Consider the following 19,069-nt stretch of genomic DNA (forward strand, 5'->3'; position numbering starts at 1 on the left):
AACCAATAACCAATAACCAATAACCAATAACCAATAACCAATAACCAATAACCAATAACCAATAACCAATGACTAATAACTTTATATTTAGGAAAATAATCAATGAATAATCGCCCATCAGAGACACAATTAGGAAACATTTTAGTAGTGGACGATACGCCAGAAAACCTGCGCCTGTTGTCTACGATGTTGACTCATCGGGGGTACGCACCCCGCTGCGTAATTAACGGGCAAATGGCTCTCAGAGCCTGCAATTCCAATCCTCCAGATTTGATTTTGCTCGACATCATGATGCCGGAAATGAACGGCTACGAAGTCTGTCAGCACCTGAAATCCGAAGAAAAAACTCGGGAAATTCCCGTAATTTTTATCAGCGCTAAAGATGAAGTATTCGACAAAGTAAACGCCTTTGCTGTGGGAGCAGTTGACTACATCAGCAAGCCGTTTCAGTTTGAAGAAGTGCTCGCACGCATCGAAAGTCATCTCACCTTGCGGAATTTGCAAAAACAACTAAAAGAACAAAACGTGCTGCTTCAAGAAGAAATCAGCAGCCGCTTGGAAGTCGAAAAAAATCTTTACGAAAAAAACCAAATTTTACAAGAAGAAATCAGCCACCGCCTCGCCGTTGAAAAAGCCCTACAAGAGCAAAATCTGTTGCTTCAAAAAGAGATTGCAAACCGCCAGCGCGCCGAATCTGCTCTATTAAAATCTAACCAAGAATTGGCGCGCTCAAATGCGGAACTAGAACAATTTGCTTATGTGGCTTCTCACGACTTGCAAGCGCCTTTAGGAACCATTGCTAGCTACGCTCAACTTTTAGAAAAGCGCTACAAAGACCAACTCGACGACCAAGCTAGTAAGTTTATCGGCAATATTGTTCAGGGCTGCACGAGAATGCAAACTTTAATTGACGATTTGCTGGAATATTCGCGAGTTGGCCGGAGTCAGAAACCTTTTGAACCGACAGATTGCGATCGCGCACTCCAGCAAGCAATCGCCAACCTGCAAGGCGCTATCGGCGACACTCAAGCAGTTGTTAGTTACAGTGCATTACCAACGGTAATGGGGGATATTTCTCAGCTAGTACAGCTTTTTCAAAATTTAGTTAGCAATGCGATTAAATATCGCCACGATGCACCGCCTGCAGTTCATATTACTGCTAGCAAACAAGATGAAAACTGGTTATTTTCTGTCTCGGATAATGGAATTGGAATTGCTGTGAAGCATCAAGAACGCATCTTTCAAATTTTCCAGCGCTTGCACACTCAAAGAGAATATTCTGGTACAGGTATTGGTTTAGCAATTTGTCAAAAGATTGTGCAGCGTCACGGCGGATCTATTTGGGTGGAGTCGGAACCCGGTCAAGGTTCAATTTTTCATTTTACTCTTGTTTAATCCAGACATGATGCAGGTATTTATGTGGAAGTTAGAAGGCTGGCTAAACTGAATTAAGTCCGCTATTTTAAGGCGGAAACTAGAAGGTATAAGTTAAATTTTAGGTTGAGATCAAAAATGTTTTGCGTTGACAGCGGAGTAATTTGGTGATATAATTATAACTCTTCAAGACGTTTTTTGTAGCGATAGCTTACAGTACAATCTCACACCGCCCAAAAACAGATACAAGCGCCAGACTTAAGTTGTAGAACGCCCCAACATTGAGATTCAAGTTCAAGTTCGCGGATTCATCTGCTGCAAGTAAATCTAAAATCTTCAATGCTCCAATCGAAAATCGACTGACTGCTAATGTATCTGTAGGTGGAATTCAATAACTGCCCTGGCAATAAAATATCAAATCCAAGTTAGCTTGACAAATTTTTGATTAATAAATATTATGAAAGCAGTTTTTAACTTAGCTGTGCCTCCTACCTCCTTTAAAGTTTTGTTGGTAGAAGACAACTCTCAGGAAGCTGAGCTTATTGAAGATTTGCTGTCAGGAATGAGCGGCCGGCAGCATATATTGCTGACGAAAGTAGAGCGTCTCAGCGAAGCGCTGCAGCGATTGAGTCAAGAAACTTTTGACATAATTTTATTAGACCTTTCACTGCCTGATAGTCTGGGAATCGAGACGGTGGCTCGGGTGCAAGAGTACGGGGTAAATGTGCCGATCGTAGTTTTGACTGCCCAAAACGACGAAGAGCTCGCTCTGCGGTTAATTTCGGCGGGCGTACAGGATTATTTAGTCAAAAGAAAAATCGATGGCGAACTGTTAATTCGATCGCTCCGTTACGCCATAGAACGGCAAAACAGTCAAGATGCTTTGCGAAAAAGCGAAGAAAAATATCGCTCGGTGGTGGAAAATTCTTTAATCGGCATTGCCATCGTCGCTCCAATTATTCGCCCCGAAATTGGTGAAAATTATAATTGGATAGAAGTTAACGATGCGCTGTGCAATTTGCTGGGCTACGAGCGCGGCGAACTCGTGAAAAATCATTGGCTGGAGTTGATCCATCCAGAGGATTTTGATGCCAATGAAGAACAATTGTCTCAGATGCTAGCAGGTACGAACGACGGTTACATCTATGACAAAAGGTGGCTCAGAAAAGACGGCGAAATAGTTTACACGCGAGTTTCGCTGCGCTGCATCCGCGGCCGAGACGGGTCGATCGACCGGATGATCGAAGTAGTGTTGGACGTGAGCGATCGCTACCGCTATGAAGCCAAATTGAAAGCGTCAGAAGATTTTTTAAACCACACTATCAATGCTACGCCAGACCCGATTTTTGTCAAAGACGAGCAGCACCGCTGGATGATTTTAAATGATGCTTTTTGTCAGTTGCTCGGTAAATCGCGGCAAGAACTGATCGGCAAATCAGATTATGACTTTTTCCCCAAATCAGAAGCTGATGTTTTTTGGGCTAAAGATGAAGAAGTATTGACAACAGGTATCTGCTTGGAAACGGAAGAAAATTTCACAGACGCTGCGGGCAAAGAACGGATTATTTCTACCAAAAAAAGCGTCTTTAAAAAAGCAGACGGCAGTAAAGTAATAGTTGGCACAATTAGAGATTTTACCGAATACAGAAGGCAGCAAAGAGCCCTGGAACAAAGCGAAGCTCGATTTCAAAAACTGGTAGCTAACCTGCCGGGAGCAATTTATCAATTCCGAAAGTCAGCAACTGGACAAAGGTTTTTTCCCTACGTCTCTTCAGGCTGCCGCCAACTGTACGAATTAGAGGCAGAAGTAATAGAGCAAAATGCGGAACTGATTTTTAACGGAATTCACGCAGACGATCGCTTAGATTTAGAAACATCTATAGAAGTTTCAGCCGCTACCCTGGAACCTTGGCAGCAGCAGTGGCGGCAGATTATGCCATCGGGAAAAGTTAAGTGGCTGCAAGGAGCTGCGAGACCGGAAAGGCTCCACAATCAGAGCAAATCTGGGAGCGGAGGCGATATTCTCTGGGACGGTTTAGTGGTGGATATCACTGAGTTGAAGCAGGCACAAACAGAGCGCGACCGCTTTTTTACTATTTCCTTAGACTTGCTTTGCATTATCGGTTTCGACGGCTATTTTAAACGTTTAAACCCAGCTTGGTCAACGGTTCTAGGCTACGATAGTGCTGATTTTTTTGCCAAGCCAATGATCGAATTTGTTCATCCTGACGATCGAAAAGCCACCGCAGCCGAAGGGCTAAAACTAATCGCCGGTATCTCCAGTATCTCCTTTGAAAACCGCTATATCTGCAAAGACGGTTCTTACAAATGCCTGCTGTGGACGGCATCGCCTTTTAGCGAAGAAGGTTTAATCTACTCAGTCGGTCACGACATTACTTCTCGCAAACAAGCTGAGTCGGAACTTCAGCGGCAAGCAGTAGCTATGGGCGCTGCTTATGACGGTATTGCTATTTTTAACGATCGCAAAGAATGTATTTATTCAAACGACGCTTATCTGAAAATGTACGGCTTGACTAGCGCTAGCGAACTGCACGGGAAGACATGGCAACTGCTCTACAGCCCCGCCGAAATTCAATATCTTGAACGTGAAGTAATGCCGAGTTTCCTCGAAAAAGGGTACTGCAATATAGAAGCGACTGGTCAGCGCCACGACGGTACTAAGTTCCCTCAAGAATTGTCGCTGACAATGCTGGCAGGCGGCGAAATAATTTCGATTGTCCGCGATATTACTAATAGAAAACAGGTAGAATCTGCACTGCGATCGAGCCAGCGTCGCTATCAAACTTTGGCAGAAGCATCGCCAGTTTGCATATTTCACAGCGATGCGTTTGGCAATTGCCTTTATGTGAATCAGCGGTGGAGCAAAATCACGGGATTAAAGGCAGAATTGGCAGCAGAAACTGGCTGGATGAATGCCATTCATCCCGATGATGCGGAACGGGTGAAAAATGAATGGTATCGAGCAATTATTGACAAAATTCCTTTTAAATCAGAATACCGCTTTCAGCATCCAGACGGTCGTGTAGTTTGGGCGATCGGTCAGGCGATCGCAGAAATCGGAGAACAGCAAGACATTAAAGGCTATATCGGCACTATTACAGATATTACCGATCGCAAACAAGCCGAATTAAACCTGCTGCGGGTGACTCAAGCCGTAGAAAGCACCAGCGACGCGATCTGCATTGCTGACTTGAGAGGGCGATCGATCTACCACAATCAAGCCTTTATTCACCGGTACGGCTACACAGCAGAAGAACTGAACGCCGCCGGCGGAGCAACAGCAATATACTCCCAAAATCAAGTGTTGCTAGAGATGTTTAAAACGATCCGTAAAGGCAAATCTTGGCAAGGCGAAGTCAAAATCAAAACTAAAAGCAACGAACCGCTGACAACTTTATTTCGCGCCGACTGCATTAAAGATGAAACTGGAAATTTAATCGGGTTAGTGGGAGTAATTACCGACATCACTGAACGCAAAAAAGCCGAGATGGCGCTGCTGCAACAATTAAGGCGAGAAAGACTGGTAGTTGCCATGCTCGATCGCATTCGCTCCTCCCTCAATTTAGAAGAAATTCTCACCGCTGCTGTCGAACAAGTGCGACAATTCTTGCAAACAGACCGCACAGTTATTTACCGTTTTAATCCCGACTGGAGCGGTTGTGTCGTTGTGGAGTCCGTGGCCAACAATAGAATTTCACTGCAAAATTTTAACAATATTGACGGCTGTTTTAAAGAGAGATTTGTTGAGGTTTATCAGCAAGGCTATATTAGATCGATGGAAGATATTTACCGAGAAAATCTGACAGAATGCCACATGAAATTTCTCGAAGGATTTGAAGTAAAAGCTAACTTAATAGTACCGATTTTACAAGCACGAGAAAGCATTTCCCATAGCCAACCCACCGCTGAAAATAAGCTTTGGGGACTGCTGATCGCCCAGGATTGCAGCGGCCCCCGTTCCTGGGAACCCTCAGAAATAGAAGCGCTGCGACAACTGTGCGTGCAATTGGCGATCGCGATCCAGCAATCGACACTATTTCAACAAGCACAAACCGAAATTGCCGATCGCAAACAAGCAGAAGCCGCCCTCCAACAAGCAGCATTAGCCGCAGAAACCGCCAACCGCGCCAAAAGCGAATTTCTCGCTAACATGAGCCACGAACTCCGCACGCCTTTAAACGGAGTTTTAGGTTACGCTCAAATCCTCAAAACCGACAAAGACTTAAGCTCAGATCACCAAGAAAGTCTCACCAACATTCAACAGTGCGGCGAACACTTGCTGATGTTAATCGACGATGTTTTAGACCTTTCCAAAATAGAAGCTAGAAAAATGAAACTCTACCCAGAAGAGTTAAATTTTCTAAATTTTACAAAAAACATTGCGGATCTGTTTCAGATGCGGGCCTCTCAAAAAGCAATTTTATTCAATTACGAACAAGTATCTCCCCTGCCTAGCTGCGTCAGTATCGACAGAAAAAGATTGCGTCAAATTTTGATCAACTTACTCAGCAATGCCGTAAAATTCACTAACAGCGGCGGAGTAACTTTAAAAGTCGGCTATGTCGGCACAGAAGCTTGGAATAGAGGCAGAGAAGAAAATTACGAGTTCTCGATTTTGAGTTCGGAACTGAAAGAAAATTATCTGCGTTTCGCCCATAATGCGATCGCAGCCAAACACGCTTTAAAAATTCGCTTTCAAATAGAGGATACCGGGAGTGGAATAGAGCAAGATAAATTAGAAGAAATATTTTTGCCATTCCACCAAGTAGGAGGAAATACCTTTGTTGAAGGCACGGGTTTAGGACTCTCAATCAGCCAGAAATTAGCGAAACTGATGGGCAGCGAAATTCGCGTCAACAGCATTTTGGGAAAAGGCAGCACTTTCTGGCTGGATGTAGAATTGCCCGCAGCCAAACGGTACTTGGAGGTGTCTCCTTTGCGTGACAAACACTGGCTTGTCGGTTTTGTCGGTAACAAACGGAAAGTGCTAATTCTGGAAGAAAATCAACTAAATCGCGATTTGTTGTGCAGGCTGCTGGGGCGTTTGGGATTTGAAATTGCAGAGGCCGGGAACGGTCAAGAATGCCTCTACAAAGCAGTTGAATTTCACCCGGATCTGATTTTAATGGACTTGCGGATGCCTGTAATGGATGGCTTAGAAACTGCAAGCAGACTGCGGCAGTTGCCGGAATTAAAAGATGTGATATTAATCGCTATGTCAGCTAGCGTTTTCGAGTCTGTGCAGCAAGAGATCATCCTCTCCCGGTGCGATGATTTTCTTCCCAAGCCGATCGAAGCAAATCACTTTTTGGAACAGTTGCGCGTTCATTTGGGACTAGAATGGATTTACGAAGCATCTTCGGGAAACAAAAAGCGCAAAACTTCCAGTTTGTCACCAGTATCTGATTTTCCTGTTTATTCTGCTCTGTTAGCTGCTGCTTCTGAGTCGGTAGCCAAACTTTTGAAACTCGCAGCTATGGGCGACATTGAAGATTTTTTTCAGGAAACGGCTAATCTGGAAATTCTGGAACCAAGATTAGTGCCGTTTGTCACGAACTTACGCCAACTTGCTAAGGGATTTCAGCTCAAACAAATTCGGAGGATTTTAAAGCAGTATATCGAGGGGCAGTAGCTCGTCGGTTTTTCGGGTTTGGGGATTTAAATCGTTACCAAGCAAAGGATGTCCGCGCCAAATCAAATCAATTCCGGTTGCACTCATACATGATGTTAACTGTTAACAGTCAACAGTTAACAGTGAATTTACGATTTCGATGAAGAGAGGATTTGATATTAAATCAACAATCAAGATATTTAAGCATGGTTTGGCATCAGATAGTATCGGCTCAATTACCTGACATAAAATGGGTTTGTAGTGAGGAATAAAGTCCTCAACATAAATTTTGAGTCGCGCCGATCTGGGTCAATTTTACGGTGTTTTATGCTATTTAGAATAAGAGTTTTCTGGTAAAATAACCTGTAAAGTAGCCTTTCATCGCTAGACTGAAGTCACAGGGGTTTTAGGCTATTTGTTGACAGTAGAGTTTTTGAGAGAGTTGGGATTGAAATTACTTTGCCTCAGTAACGGCCACGGAGAAGACGCGATCGCCCTTCGCATCTTGCGGGAACTGCAACAGCACCCGCACCCACCAGAATTAGCCGTGTTTCCGCTAGTGGGCGAAGGGCAAGCTTTCGCTCAACTAGAAAACGCCCGCATCATCGGCCCGGTGCAGCGGATGCCTTCGGGCGGATTTATCTACATGGATGGAAGGGAATTTTTGCGGGATCTCAAAGGCGGCCTGCTGCAGTTGACCGTAGCTCAGTTTAAAGCGATCCGCGCTTGGGTGCGATCGCAAACACAGTCTGGCAATCAAGACGTGGCGATCTTAGCCTGCGGCGATATCGTACCGCTGCTGTTTGCTTGGCTCGCTGGCGCGCCCTATGCTTTTGTCGGTACCGCCAAGTCCGACTATTATTTGCGGGACGAAAACGGGCCTCTGGCTCGCAAATCCGGCTTGTTTGCTTGGATTTCGTCGCCGCGATCGGTTTATTTCCTTTGGGAGCGCTGGTTGATGACGAGAAACCGCTGTCGCGCCGTTTTTGTCCGGGATGCGCTAACCGCCGAGACTTTAGAAAAGCTGGGAATTTCCGCCTACAATCTTGGCAATCCCATGATGGACGGACTCGAACCGGAAAACCCAGCCAGTTTTTACGGCCCTGATGCAGAGTTTCGGGAAAGGTCGCGATCGCTCGTCATCACCTTACTCCCCGGCTCTAGAGCGCCGGAAGCCTATGCTAATTGGCAGCTAATAGTAGAGGCTGCAGGCGGAATTTTGTCCTTGTTTGCCGATCGTAAACTGTTATTTTTCGGAGCCATTTCTCCCGAGTTAAACTTAGAAGCTTTGCGACCTATATTAGAATTTTTCGGCTGGCGACAAGACGGCGAAATAAAAACGCAGCGGCGAGAAGGAAGTATTTTGCGGCCTCCCGTTTCTAGCCCTCAAGAAATTCGGCAAGAATTTCCTAATTTGCTATTGCCCTTGACCTTTGTGCAGAGAAACGCCACGATGATTTTAACTCAGCAAAGTTTTAATGATTGTTTGTACGAAGCCGATGTAGCAATAGCAATGGCCGGAACCGCTACAGAACAATTTGTCGGTTTAGGAAAACCCGCGATCGCCATTCCCGGAAACGGCCCGCAATTTACCCCCGCCTTTGCAGAAGCCCAAAGTCGCCTGTTAGGCCCCTCATTAATTTTAGTCAAACATCCCGCCGAAGTTGCCGGCGCAGTACAGTCTTTGTTCCGCGACCCCGACAGATTGCAGCTAATCGCTGAAAATGGCTTGCGCCGCATGGGAGAACCCGGTGCCGCCGCCAGAATTGCCGAGTGTTTAATTCAGCGGTTCGGCGGCGGAGACAGCAATTCTAAATTGCCGACAATACAGTAGGGCATAGGGCAAACAGGGCAAACAGGGCATATCTCACAAGGCGATCGAACCGCTATAGTTATGTCCCTAGCGAATATCTTTAATTGTACTTTATTTAAAAAAAATCTCGATCGCTAACTACTCACTTCCATTGTTTGTAATGAGGATTTTAGTCCTATAATTATCAGGACTAAAATCCTCATTACAAACCAAAAAAAATCAATTTTCCGTTTTTTCCGAAGATGGAAACCTGAAATTAGCCTAAGAAATTTTAAAATCCGACTTCACCAAAACACCAGGTTCTCGCTGCATGGGAAGCACATCTAAAGTATCCAATTGCGCGCAATATTTTAAATCTTCAATCACGCCCATACGCAATAGGCGCTGGCCGTGACTGGCTTTTTCCAACAATTCGTGCAGCCGATCTTCCCACTGCAAATAAAGAGCGATCGCCCCAAACACTTCATCGTTACCAGCAAAATCGATCGCCGGAATACCGCTTTCTGCTAGCAGGCTTTGGGCGATCGCCCCAGCACAAACCGTATCCTCCAACGAATAACTCCCTTCCCAACCAGAACCCACAATCCAAATACTTTCCGGCTTTTGACTTAACAAAAACTGCACCACAGATTTGCGGTTAATCAAAGCCGCCGTTAACACAGTTGCAGCAGCTTGCACTCGTTGCAAAGCCCGAGTACCATTAGTTGTGCTGATAAAAATTCGCTTCCCAGTCACCTTTTCTGGCGTGCAGTCCAGCGGAGAATTCCCCATATCAAAACCGTCAACTTTCGCGCCACCGCGCTCTCCAGCCCGAATTCGCTGGTCTGCAGGCCATTTTTCGCTCTCTGCCATCAGCTTATCTAAGTCGCTGAAAACTTGGACAGCTTCCGCCCCATTATTCAGGGCCGTCGCCATTGTCGTAGTCGCCCGCAGCACATCAACTGCGATCGCGCAAGCCGGCATTTTGTCCGCTGGCGTAAGTTCCGGGGTATGGTAAATAAAAAGCTTCACTTTTGGGCAACCTGCAATAATTCCTCATACATAATAATAATAGAAAGTGACGCTCTCACCCCTAATATGTCAAAACAGCTCAATTCAAATCCCGCCCGCAGCGCCATTACCGCACCAATTCGACTCTTGGCAGGTTTCACCTATCCTTTTCGAGCTTTCACGCTGATTTGGCAAACTCCCAAACTGTGGACTTATGTATTAGTTCCCGTCTTACTAAATTTTCTAATTGGTACCGGACTTTATTTAAGCTTGCTATTTCCCAGTTTGGCAGGGATAGACGTTTTAGTTGCCGAGTTGTCCGTCCGATTTAATGCTCTAATTGCTAGTTTTCCAGCTTGGCTGAGCTTTCTCGGCGTGTTAACAGTCGCTTTCGGCTGGCTGCTGCGCGTACTCCTAGTGTCAGGACTTTTGCTGATAATTGGATTTTTGTTAGTGCAGTTTGGCGTGATTTTAGGTTCGCCCTGGTACGGCAAACTTTCCGAACAATTGGAACTGCTGCGGAACGGTCAATTGCCCGCAGAAGCACCAATGAATTTGGCGAGTAGTTTTGGGGATATTCAAAGGGCGATCGCCTTTGAACTGCGAAAACTACAAATTTTGTTGAGCGTTGGTATACCCCTGCTGCTGCTAAATTTTATCCCTGGTGTCGGCTCTATTCTTAGCACTTTGGGCGGCGTAGCTTTGGGCGCGACGATTGTCTGTTTAGATTTTTTAGATGCACCTTTGGAGAGGCGGAGGCGGCCTTTTCAGGAGAAGTTAGAAATAATTTGGGCGAGTTTGCCGGCTAGTGGCAGTTTTGGTTTAGTGTGTTTGGGTTTGGTGAGCATTCCGCTGTTGAATCTGTTGGCCATTCCGCTGTGCGTGACTGCGGGAACTTTGTTTTTTTGCGATCGCATTTGGCCGGCCCGCTTTGCTCCACAAGAAACAAACATCGCTCCAGAAACTAACATTACAACTTAAAAAACTAGGGAGATGCTTCTACCTTCGGCTGAATGTCTTCTACCTGCCGCTGACTCTGGGACTTAAAACTCAGAAACGGGCTTAAAAACAGCCAACTAACGAAGAAGAATGAAGCTGTAAATAGCTGGACAATATCAACCGCCGACAAATATCCGTCAGATAAGAGTGCAATAGTTCTATCTGTCAGCCCGAATATCCAAGAGAGAATCCCAAACAGCCAAATGCCTTTTTGGAGCATGGGCAAAAATGCTGAAACTTCGGAGTTTTGCTGCTTGTTCATTAATTTAGCCCTTGTTTGCGAAAAGTCTGATTAACCGGGCACCCCAAGGGCTTAAGGATTTTTGGTGTCTCCTCGGATTCCCTTTGTTATCTATATGTTAAGAAATGTTTCTCGATATGGCAACACTCTTCAGGAGGTATTTGCACATCTATCTCAAGAGGTAGTTGGAGCGCTGACAAAGAGTGATATTTGCTACAGTTTGGCAGCGACGCTAGAGATTTTGCCGAGTTTTTGAGAGATAAATTGCTGGGCACGGGTAGCGGCAGGAGCTCTTGGCACCGCGCCTACAAAAAAAGCTTGTAATTTATATTGAATTATGTAATACTACAAGTTGATCGAGTCTGGTTAAAGAACGATCGCGAGGTTTGTACTGAAGACTGAAGTCCTCAAAGCCCTAAAAGCCACAGGACAAACAATTTGATTATCAAAATCCACCGGACTTGATGTGAGTTCAGCATCAATAAAATCGAACAATGGCACGCTTAAATCAGATTATTGCGATCGAAAAAGGCATCAAAAGCCGCTCCGCCCAAGAACTAGCAGAAGCCCAAAAAGCCCTCCAGAAGCCAGCTTTGCTTTCTGGAATCTCCCGCACTTACCGTCCCAAAGACGAAGAAGGCGCACAACTGCCGCCAGAGTCCAAAAAAGTGGAAGTCAAAGCCGAAGAGATTATCCGCAAAACAACTGAAGTTTTGACCAAACTCTTTGACGTAACCGCAACCAAAGATTGGACAAATTGTAGCGCTCGCGCGGACGTGACTGTAGACGGAAATGTGCTTTTGAGTCAAGTTCCAGTCAGCTATTTGCTATTCATTGAAAAACAATTAGCAGATTTGCAAGCATTCATCAAAAAACTGCCAGTCTTAGATGCTTCCGAGACTTGGACTTTCGATGCTTCGGCCGACTGCTGGGCCACAGAACCTGTGCAAACTCTCAAGACTTTTAAAACTCCGCGCAATCACGTTAAAGCTGAAGCTACGGAACACCATCCGGCGCAAGTCGATGTTTATTACGAAGATATTACGATCGGCTATTGGCGGACTGTCAAGTTTTCGGGAGCTTTGCCAGCACGGCGGATCAATGAGTTGCTGCAAAGGGTGGAAATCTTGCAGCAAGCTGTTATGTTCGCCCGCGAAGAAGCTAACAATTCTGAAGTTGAGGAACAGAGAGTGGGAGAGCGAATTTTTCAGTTTATTTTCCGCTAATTGCTTGCTTTTTTGATGGTTATAGTTTAAGATATAAACCGAGTACAATTTCAATCTAAAACTTCAACTTAAACCGTACAAATGTGACAGTGCAGGTTCGACTCCTGTCTTCGTTCAATAGCGAAGTAGCCCAATTGGCAGAGGCAGCATTGCGTACAAATTCAACAGCAAGTTATTACTCTAAACTCAGCATTCTCCGCCGATCGCTAAAACGAATGTCAGGAAAATCACATCATCGAGGTTGCTGGCTCATATCCAGCCCCCTCTACCAAACGCAGGGGGGTAGCTCAATCGGTAGAGCGCGATGCTATTAATCTTAAATCCTTGACTTAAATGTGATAGCGTGTGCAAATGGGCGGTAAATAGAAACCCAGTAGTAAGGTCAGAACTGCTGGGTTTTATGCTAATAATTGAATCAATTCGTTAAATCCGTCAGTCCTGGACGTATCAAGACAGATGATTTACTGCATCAATCCTCAATGCGAACAACGCGAAAATCCTGCTGCTGCTCAAAATTGTCAGGCTTGCCGCACGGATTTGTTAATTGCCGATCGCTACCGCATCATTAAACCAGCGCGATCGCCCAATCCCGCCCGCCCCACAGACATCTTAGAAGTCGAAGATTTGGGAACCGGCGAAAACGAATGGGGCACAGTCAAAATTTTTAAAGTGTTCAAACACAGCCACAATCCCGATTTACTTCGCTGCTTCCAGCAAGAAGCGCGAGTGTTAATTTGGCTGGGGGGAAAAGCCGGAGTTCCCCAAGTTGAACCAGACGGTTATTTCCAAATTAAACTCGCCAACAATTCCCAGAAATTGTGTTGTTTGGCGATGGAAAAAATCGATGGAGTAAACTTGACAGAATTCTTAACTACAAACCAACAGGTTTCTCAAACACTCGCCGTTGATTGGCTGCAACAAATACTCCATATTTTGCAAAAAATACACAAATATCATCTCGTACATCGGGATATTAAGCCATCTAACTTGATGCTAGAACCCGATGGGAAATTGAGATTAATTGACTTCGGCTGCGCCACCGAAGCAGACACAGATACTACACCCATCGGTTCTGCTGGGTACTCCGCGCCTGAACAAATTGCCGGAAAACCAGAAGTGCGATCGGACTTTTTTGCCCTAGGGCGTACTTTTGTACATTTATTAACAGGCTTAAACCCGATCGACTTTCCCGTCAATCAAAAAACTGGTAAAATCAACTGGAAAAACCAGGCCGTAGATGTCGATCGGTCCTTTGTAGACTCGATCGACGAATTGATGGAACCGCTACCAGAAAACCGACCGGAAAATACCCAAGCTATTTTAGAAAAACTCAAAAATATAGAGTTTTTGATGACCTCCACAGAACCAAAGTAATAATTCCCGATTCCCGATTCCCGATTCCCGATTCCCGATTCCCCAATCAATAAATCTGTTCCAACTTGCGAAAATCTCGCTCAACTTCCGCCCACAAAGCCCGATTGTGAGGGTCAGTTTTTACAGCCTTTTTCAAATAAATTCTCGCCTTATCAACCTGCTTTTCCCCGATCAAATGCCTTCCCCAGCGCTGATAGGCGATCGCCTGCCACTGGCGCACCTCCCGATCTTCGGGCACCCGCTGCGCCAAACCCTCAATCAGGGCGATCGCCCGCGGGAACCTCTGATATTTCAGCAACTGCTGCAACTGAAAATAAGCATCTTGCTTTAACTTTTGTTCCGCCGCCGACAGATCCGGGCTATCTGGAGTCGGTTGCTGTTTCCGAGTCACCTTAACTGTCTGCGATCGATCTTTCACCGCTGCAGCGGGCGGTGTCGGAGTAGGCGGTACTGTTGAACTAGCAGTTGTTGACTCCGCAACATCGGCGGGGGCTATATTTACCAGGAACTTATAAGCCTCAGTAATAGCAATAAACTTATTCTTAGCCTGTTCGTTTCCCGGATTCACATCCGGGTGATACTGTCTGGCTAACTTTCGATAAGAACTCTTAACTTGCGATAAACTCGCACCAGACCTGAGTCCTAACTGTCGGTAATAATCTGCAGTATCCATTTAGCATGAACGATCGTTGATAATACAATTAAATATGGCAGAATCCTTAAATGTAAAGATTCTGCCAAAATTTACCGAAAAACTGGGTGTAGTGCGAGGTAGTGTAGCGAAAAAATCGCTTACGGACGATCTTCGACTACTCTGTCAATCAAGCCGTATTCCTTGGCTTCCTCAGCGGACATGAAATAGTCGCGATCCATGTCTTTCTCGATTTTCTCGATCGGCTGTCCGGTATTTTTAGCATAAATACCGTTGAGTTGGTGGCGCAAGCGCAGAATCTCCTTCGCTTCAATCTGAATGTCCGTTGCTTGTCCCCGCGTGCCCCCAGAAGGTTGGTGAATCATAATCCGCGAGTGAGGCAAAGCCAACCGTTTCCCCTTCGTACCTGCAGCTAGCAGGAAAGAACCCATCGAAGCAGCCAAGCCCACACAAATCGTCACCACGTCGGATTTAATGTGCTGCATGGTATCAAAAATAGCCATGCCTGCCGACACCATCCCGCCGGGGGAATTGATGTACAAAATGATATCCTTACCCGAATCTTCCGAATCCAGATACAGCATCACGGCGATAATTTGATTGGCAATTTCATCGTCAATATCTTTACCTAAGAAAATAATCCGTTCCCGGTAAAGGCGATCGTAGATATTAATCCACTGAGTATCATAACCACCAGGCATTTTGTAGGGGACTTTTGGCACACCTATAGGCATAATTCGGAACTCCGTTTAGTTGGTAATTGGTAATCGGGGATTTGGAAGTGATTGCTTGTTATTAGTTACTTTTTGTTAGTTACTTGTTATTAGTTACTTGTTATTAGTTACTTTCGACTTTTTGGTGATCGCAACCAATAACCAATAACCAATAACCAATAACCAATAACCAATAACCAATAACCAAATTAGATGACTCCAGCCGGCAGCGGTTTCGCCAATTCTTCCGAACTTTCTAGAACCCGATCGATCAAACCGTATTCTTTAGCTTCCTGCGGCGTCATGTACAGCAACCTATCCATATCTTTAGCAATCTTTTCGATCGGTTGACCAGTACAGTTTGCTAAAATATCCAGCATCGTCGCCTTATTTGCCAGCACTTCCTTCGCCCGAATTTGAATGTCGCTTGCTTGACCCCGCGTGTAAGCCTTGGGTTGGTGCAACACGATCGAAGCGTGCGGCAAACTAGCCCGAAAGCCCTTTGTACCGGCCGCTAACAGCATCGCAGCCATGCCCATTGCCGAACCGAGGCAAATCGTTTGCACGGGCGGCTTAATGTACCTGATCGTGTCGCAGATAGCGAAGGCTTCGGTTTCAAAGCCGACGGGTTCGCCGCTGTAACCAGAAGTGCCAGTCGAGTTGATATAGATTTTGATCGGCTTATCGGGGTCTTCGTACTGCAAATACAACAGTTGCGCGATAATCAGTTCTGTTACCGCAGGCACCAGAGGCATACCAAGATAAACGATCCGCTCCTTCAGCAACAGGGATGGCAAATCGGGTGGTGGCGTCCGAGAGTTGCCTTCCCCGTAGTATTGCGATTGCACAGCTTTAATTGGTGTGTTCATAAACCGAAATGTTGCCTGAACTGATGGAGCTATTCTTAAAGAAATAGTAACGCAATCTTTAGGTATCCCGCATGAAAGTTAGTTTGCTCCCGGTCTTAAACGACCCCAACCTTGACGCGATCGCGCCCTCAACCCAGCGCCAACTAGCGATTTCAGTGTCTGCGACAGCAAGTTCGATCGACTCCAGCGTACCCTTAAACCTGTGCCTGATTCTCGACCACAGCGGCTCGATGGGCGGACGGCCCTTGGAAACCGTCAAACAAGCCGCCGGACGGTTGCTCGACCGGTTGAAGCCCGGGGATCGCTTTTGCGCGGTGGCTTTCGATCACAAAGCCAAAGTCATCGTCCCCAACCAAATTGTGGGAGATCCTGCCAGCATTAAACGGCAAATTGAGAGATTGCGCCCGGCCGGCGGCACAGCAATTGATGAGGGCATTAAGTTAGGTATTGAAGAGTTGGGGAAAGGCAAAAAAGAAGCTATATCTCAGGCATTTCTGCTGACAGACGGCGAAAACGAACACGGCGACGACAGCCGCTGTTTGAAGTTGGCGAAACTGGCCGCCGAGTATAACATGACTTTAAATTCTCTGGGATTTGGCGATAACTGGAACCAGGATATTTTGGAGAAGATTGCTGATGCTGGCGGCGGTGCTCTGGCTCACATTCAGCGGCCCGAAGATGCGGTTGATGAGTTTGGTAAGCTGTTTACTCGCATCCAAGGTGTAGGTTTGACTAATGCTTATTTGCTATTTTCCCTGATGCCAAAAGTGCGGTTAGCCGAACTTAAACCGATCGCCCAAGTTGCTCCTGATACGATCGAATTACCGGTACAGCAAGAGGGCGATCGCTTTATGGTGCGCCTGGGAGATTTAATGAAGGATGTAGAGCGAGTAGTTTTGGCTAATATTTATATTGGACAGTTACCTGAAGGCAAACAGGCGATCGGGCAATTGCAAATTCGCTACGACGATCCGACTGTCGGTGAAGGTTTACTTTCCGATCCCGTTGCAGTTTCTGCTAATGTTCTAAAAGTTTATCAGCCGGCACTCAACCCGATGGTGCAGCAGCATATTTTAGCTTTGGCTAAGTACCGCCAAACTCAACTCGCCGAAACTAGATTACAACAGGGCGATCGCGCCGGTGCCGCCACAATGTTACAAACGGCGGCTAAAACTGCTCTGCAAATGGGCGATAAAAGTGCCGCCACAGTGCTGCAAACCTCAGCTACTCGCTTGCAGTCTGGTGAAGATTTGAGTGAGGCCGATCGCAAGAAAACTCGGATTGCTTCTAAAACAGTTCTTAAGTAGTGTAATTTGCGGTTAATTGCGATCGGCTCCATAGTTTGTAGTAAAGACTTTAGTCCTAATTGACTCAAAGTCACAGAGAAGACTGAAGTCCTTACTACGAATCGGTTTATAATGTTTGTACCACCTATTATAGAGTGCTTGTATGAGCCAGACAATATCTGATAAAGTACGCTGGACTACCGCTGATTTGGAACTATTGCCCGATAACGGCGATCGTTACGAACTTATTGATGGAGAGTTATTTGTGACTAGAGCACCGCATTGGGGTCATCAACGGGCTTGTGGCAGATTTTTTTCTGTGCTGGATACTTGGTCGATGTCTGCTGGTTTAGGACAAACTGCCATCAATCCGGGTCTGATTTTCACAGATGCTGACAACGTTATTCCTGATGTAGTTTGGGCCAGCAATGAACGCTTGGCTATCTTGCTAGACGAAGCCGGCCATTTAACCGCCGCCCCCGAGTTAGTTGTTGAAGTATTATCTGCTGGTACAGACAATGAAAGACGGGATAGAGATTTGAAAGTCAGACTTTATTCAGTGCGGGGAGTACAGGAATACTGGATTGCGAATTGGCGGTTGCAACAAATTGAGGTTTATCGCAGGGAACAAGCAAGTTTAAGGCTTGTTGCTACACTGTTGAGGAATGATGAATTGACATCGCCTTTGTTACCCGGTTTTAGTTGTTCTGTAGCTCAGATTTTTGCTTAGAATTATGAAATACTTTTACAGGGCGATCGCCCTTTGGGGATTTGTGACAGTTTTGGGTGGCATATCCCCTGCCATTTCTACTCAAAATTCACCAATACTCATCGTTCAAAATTCGGCAGAAGATTTATTTAACAGCGCCTTAGCCAAGTCAGAAGCAGGAGATATTCAAGGTGCGATCGCCGATTACACCGAAGCCATCCGCCTCAATCCCGACTACGCAGCAGCCCATAACAAACGCGGTATAATTCGAGCCCGCGATCTCAAAGATTACCCAGCAGCAAAGGCAGATTTCGATCGCGCTATTCAAATCGACCCCAACTACGGCGATGCCTACTACAACCGCGCCAGAGTCCGCGAATTCTTAGAAGATATCAACGGCGCGATCGCCGATTATCATACAGCAGCCCAATTCTATCAAAAATCAGGCAAAACTAACGATTATCAAGATGCCATCAAGCATCTTCAACTGCTGGAACAATAAATAGCTTTTGCCAACATGGTATAATCTCCTTAGTGTTTAAGAAATACCAACTATGATTGCCAACATCAGCCACACCTACACCTCCCCAGAAGACTATTTAGAAGGCGAAAAAATTAGCCCTATCAAACACGAATACAGACAAGGCGAAATTTATGCAATGGCAGGAGCAAGTGATGCCCATGAAACAATTTGCATCAACCTAGTCAACTTGCTCACAACTCACGTTAGAGGCAGAGGCTGTCGCATTTACGCAGGAAACATGAAAGCCAGAATTGAGCAAGCCGATGTATTTTACTATCCCGACATCATGGTAACTTGCGACGAAAGAGATAGAAGTCTTGACTATTTCAAACGCCACCCGCGCTTAATCGTAGAAGTTCTCTCTCCAACCACAGCAGCATTCGATCGCGGAAATAAATTTGCCGACTACCGCACCTTAGAAACTTTACACGAATACGTAGTGATTAATCAAGAAAGAATCGGTGTAGAATGTTATCGCCGCAATGCAGAAGGGCGCTGGGAACTCTATCCTTACGCGGATGGCGAAGAAGTTCGCTTGGCTAGCGTAGAATTTCAATGCCCGACCGCACAAATTTACGAAGATGTTCTAGGAATGAGTTAAAATAGGCGATCGAACCGATATCAACAATTTATCTCTGTTCCCAAGCGGTTAAATACTCAAAATTTAC

General features: G+C 45.7%; 15 protein-coding genes. 10 read left to right on the forward strand and 5 right to left on the reverse strand.

Going from position 1 to position 19,069, the window contains the following annotated elements:
• The first annotated feature begins 102 nt into the window (after window positions 1–102).
• The 3 genes from QUA97_RS21325 (at window position 103) to QUA97_RS21335 (ending at window position 8,840) form a co-directional block, all read left to right on the forward strand.
• The gene (locus tag QUA97_RS21325) at window positions 103–1,395 is read left to right on the forward strand and encodes an ATP-binding protein (RefSeq protein WP_333195891.1); all 1,293 of its coding nucleotides are present in this window, start codon (window positions 103–105) and stop codon (window positions 1,393–1,395) included.
• A 436-nt stretch (window positions 1,396–1,831) separates the two neighbouring features.
• Window positions 1,832–7,027 (forward strand): PAS domain S-box protein, encoded by a 5,196-nt coding sequence (locus tag QUA97_RS21330; RefSeq protein ID WP_333195893.1) that lies wholly within the window; start codon window positions 1,832–1,834, stop codon window positions 7,025–7,027.
• 427 nt (window positions 7,028–7,454) lie between these two features.
• Window positions 7,455–8,840: a lipid-A-disaccharide synthase-related protein gene (locus tag QUA97_RS21335; protein WP_333195895.1), complete on the forward strand. Its 1,386-nt coding sequence runs from the start codon at window positions 7,455–7,457 to the stop codon at window positions 8,838–8,840.
• Window positions 8,841–9,080: 240 nt separating this feature from the next.
• On the opposite strand, the gene QUA97_RS21340 is transcribed toward QUA97_RS21335, so the two are convergent.
• A complete protein-coding gene (locus QUA97_RS21340; RefSeq protein ID WP_333195896.1) occupies window positions 9,081–9,830 on the reverse strand; it encodes a 2-phosphosulfolactate phosphatase family protein in 750 nt (249 codons plus the stop codon).
• A 66-nt stretch (window positions 9,831–9,896) separates the two neighbouring features.
• Between QUA97_RS21340 and QUA97_RS21345 the strand changes: the two genes are divergently transcribed.
• Complete coding sequence (locus tag QUA97_RS21345) at window positions 9,897–10,790, forward strand: EI24 domain-containing protein (protein WP_333195897.1); 894 nt, start codon at window positions 9,897–9,899, stop codon at window positions 10,788–10,790.
• 4 nt (window positions 10,791–10,794) lie between these two features.
• Here QUA97_RS21345 and QUA97_RS21350 read toward each other — a convergent pair whose 3' ends face one another.
• Window positions 10,795–11,070 (reverse strand): hypothetical protein, encoded by a 276-nt coding sequence (locus tag QUA97_RS21350; RefSeq protein WP_194069480.1) that lies wholly within the window; start codon window positions 11,068–11,070, stop codon window positions 10,795–10,797.
• Between the two features lie 473 nt (window positions 11,071–11,543).
• Here QUA97_RS21350 and QUA97_RS21355 point away from each other — a divergent pair, with 473 nt between their 5' ends.
• On the forward strand, window positions 11,544–12,275 hold the full coding sequence (locus QUA97_RS21355; RefSeq protein WP_333195898.1) for a DUF7873 family protein: 732 nt from the start codon (window positions 11,544–11,546) through the stop codon (window positions 12,273–12,275).
• 456 nt (window positions 12,276–12,731) lie between these two features.
• A complete protein-coding gene (locus QUA97_RS21360; protein ID WP_333195900.1) occupies window positions 12,732–13,649 on the forward strand; it encodes a serine/threonine protein kinase in 918 nt (305 codons plus the stop codon).
• Window positions 13,650–13,695: 46 nt separating this feature from the next.
• On the opposite strand, the gene QUA97_RS21365 is transcribed toward QUA97_RS21360, so the two are convergent.
• From QUA97_RS21365 to QUA97_RS21375, 3 genes are all read right to left on the reverse strand, one after another.
• A complete protein-coding gene (locus tag QUA97_RS21365) occupies window positions 13,696–14,322 on the reverse strand; it encodes a J domain-containing protein (protein ID WP_194069735.1) in 627 nt (208 codons plus the stop codon).
• A 119-nt stretch (window positions 14,323–14,441) separates the two neighbouring features.
• Entirely contained in the window at window positions 14,442–15,035 is a 594-nt protein-coding gene (locus QUA97_RS21370) for an ATP-dependent Clp protease proteolytic subunit (protein WP_194069733.1), read from the reverse strand.
• A 188-nt stretch (window positions 15,036–15,223) separates the two neighbouring features.
• Entirely contained in the window at window positions 15,224–15,883 is a 660-nt protein-coding gene (locus tag QUA97_RS21375; RefSeq protein WP_194069732.1) for an ATP-dependent Clp protease proteolytic subunit, read from the reverse strand.
• 71 nt (window positions 15,884–15,954) lie between these two features.
• On the opposite strand from QUA97_RS21375, the gene QUA97_RS21380 reads away from it, so the two are divergent.
• The 4 genes from QUA97_RS21380 (at window position 15,955) to QUA97_RS21395 (ending at window position 19,002) form a co-directional block, all read left to right on the forward strand.
• Window positions 15,955–17,190: a vWA domain-containing protein gene (locus tag QUA97_RS21380; protein WP_333195904.1), complete on the forward strand. Its 1,236-nt coding sequence runs from the start codon at window positions 15,955–15,957 to the stop codon at window positions 17,188–17,190.
• 142 nt (window positions 17,191–17,332) lie between these two features.
• On the forward strand, window positions 17,333–17,899 hold the full coding sequence (locus tag QUA97_RS21385) for a Uma2 family endonuclease (RefSeq protein ID WP_194012961.1): 567 nt from the start codon (window positions 17,333–17,335) through the stop codon (window positions 17,897–17,899).
• Window positions 17,900–17,903: 4 nt separating this feature from the next.
• Entirely contained in the window at window positions 17,904–18,380 is a 477-nt protein-coding gene (locus tag QUA97_RS21390; RefSeq protein ID WP_194069728.1) for a tetratricopeptide repeat protein, read from the forward strand.
• Window positions 18,381–18,432: 52 nt separating this feature from the next.
• Window positions 18,433–19,002: a Uma2 family endonuclease gene (locus tag QUA97_RS21395; protein WP_194069726.1), complete on the forward strand. Its 570-nt coding sequence runs from the start codon at window positions 18,433–18,435 to the stop codon at window positions 19,000–19,002.
• Window positions 19,003–19,069 lie beyond the last annotated feature (67 nt).

This window comes from Microcoleus sp. CZ3-B2 (assembly GCF_036705055.1).
GTDB lineage: Bacteria > Cyanobacteriota > Cyanobacteriia > Cyanobacteriales > Microcoleaceae > Microcoleus.

Coding starts and splice junctions, on each gene's coding strand:
- QUA97_RS21325 (WP_333195891.1), top strand. CDS start 103: ATGAATAATCGCCCATCAGAGACACAATTAGGAAACATTTTAGTAGTG.
- QUA97_RS21330 (WP_333195893.1), top strand. CDS start 1,832: ATGAAAGCAGTTTTTAACTTAGCTGTGCCTCCTACCTCCTTTAAAGTT.
- QUA97_RS21345 (WP_333195897.1), top strand. CDS start 9,897: ATGTCAAAACAGCTCAATTCAAATCCCGCCCGCAGCGCCATTACCGCA.
- QUA97_RS21350 (WP_194069480.1), bottom strand. CDS start 11,070: ATGAACAAGCAGCAAAACTCCGAAGTTTCAGCATTTTTGCCCATGCTC.
- QUA97_RS21355 (WP_333195898.1), top strand. CDS start 11,544: ATGGCACGCTTAAATCAGATTATTGCGATCGAAAAAGGCATCAAAAGC.
- QUA97_RS21360 (WP_333195900.1), top strand. CDS start 12,732: ATGATTTACTGCATCAATCCTCAATGCGAACAACGCGAAAATCCTGCT.
- QUA97_RS21365 (WP_194069735.1), bottom strand. CDS start 14,322: ATGGATACTGCAGATTATTACCGACAGTTAGGACTCAGGTCTGGTGCG.
- QUA97_RS21370 (WP_194069733.1), bottom strand. CDS start 15,035: ATGCCTATAGGTGTGCCAAAAGTCCCCTACAAAATGCCTGGTGGTTAT.
- QUA97_RS21375 (WP_194069732.1), bottom strand. CDS start 15,883: ATGAACACACCAATTAAAGCTGTGCAATCGCAATACTACGGGGAAGGC.
- QUA97_RS21380 (WP_333195904.1), top strand. CDS start 15,955: ATGAAAGTTAGTTTGCTCCCGGTCTTAAACGACCCCAACCTTGACGCG.
- QUA97_RS21385 (WP_194012961.1), top strand. CDS start 17,333: ATGAGCCAGACAATATCTGATAAAGTACGCTGGACTACCGCTGATTTG.
- QUA97_RS21390 (WP_194069728.1), top strand. CDS start 17,904: ATGAAATACTTTTACAGGGCGATCGCCCTTTGGGGATTTGTGACAGTT.
- QUA97_RS21395 (WP_194069726.1), top strand. CDS start 18,433: ATGATTGCCAACATCAGCCACACCTACACCTCCCCAGAAGACTATTTA.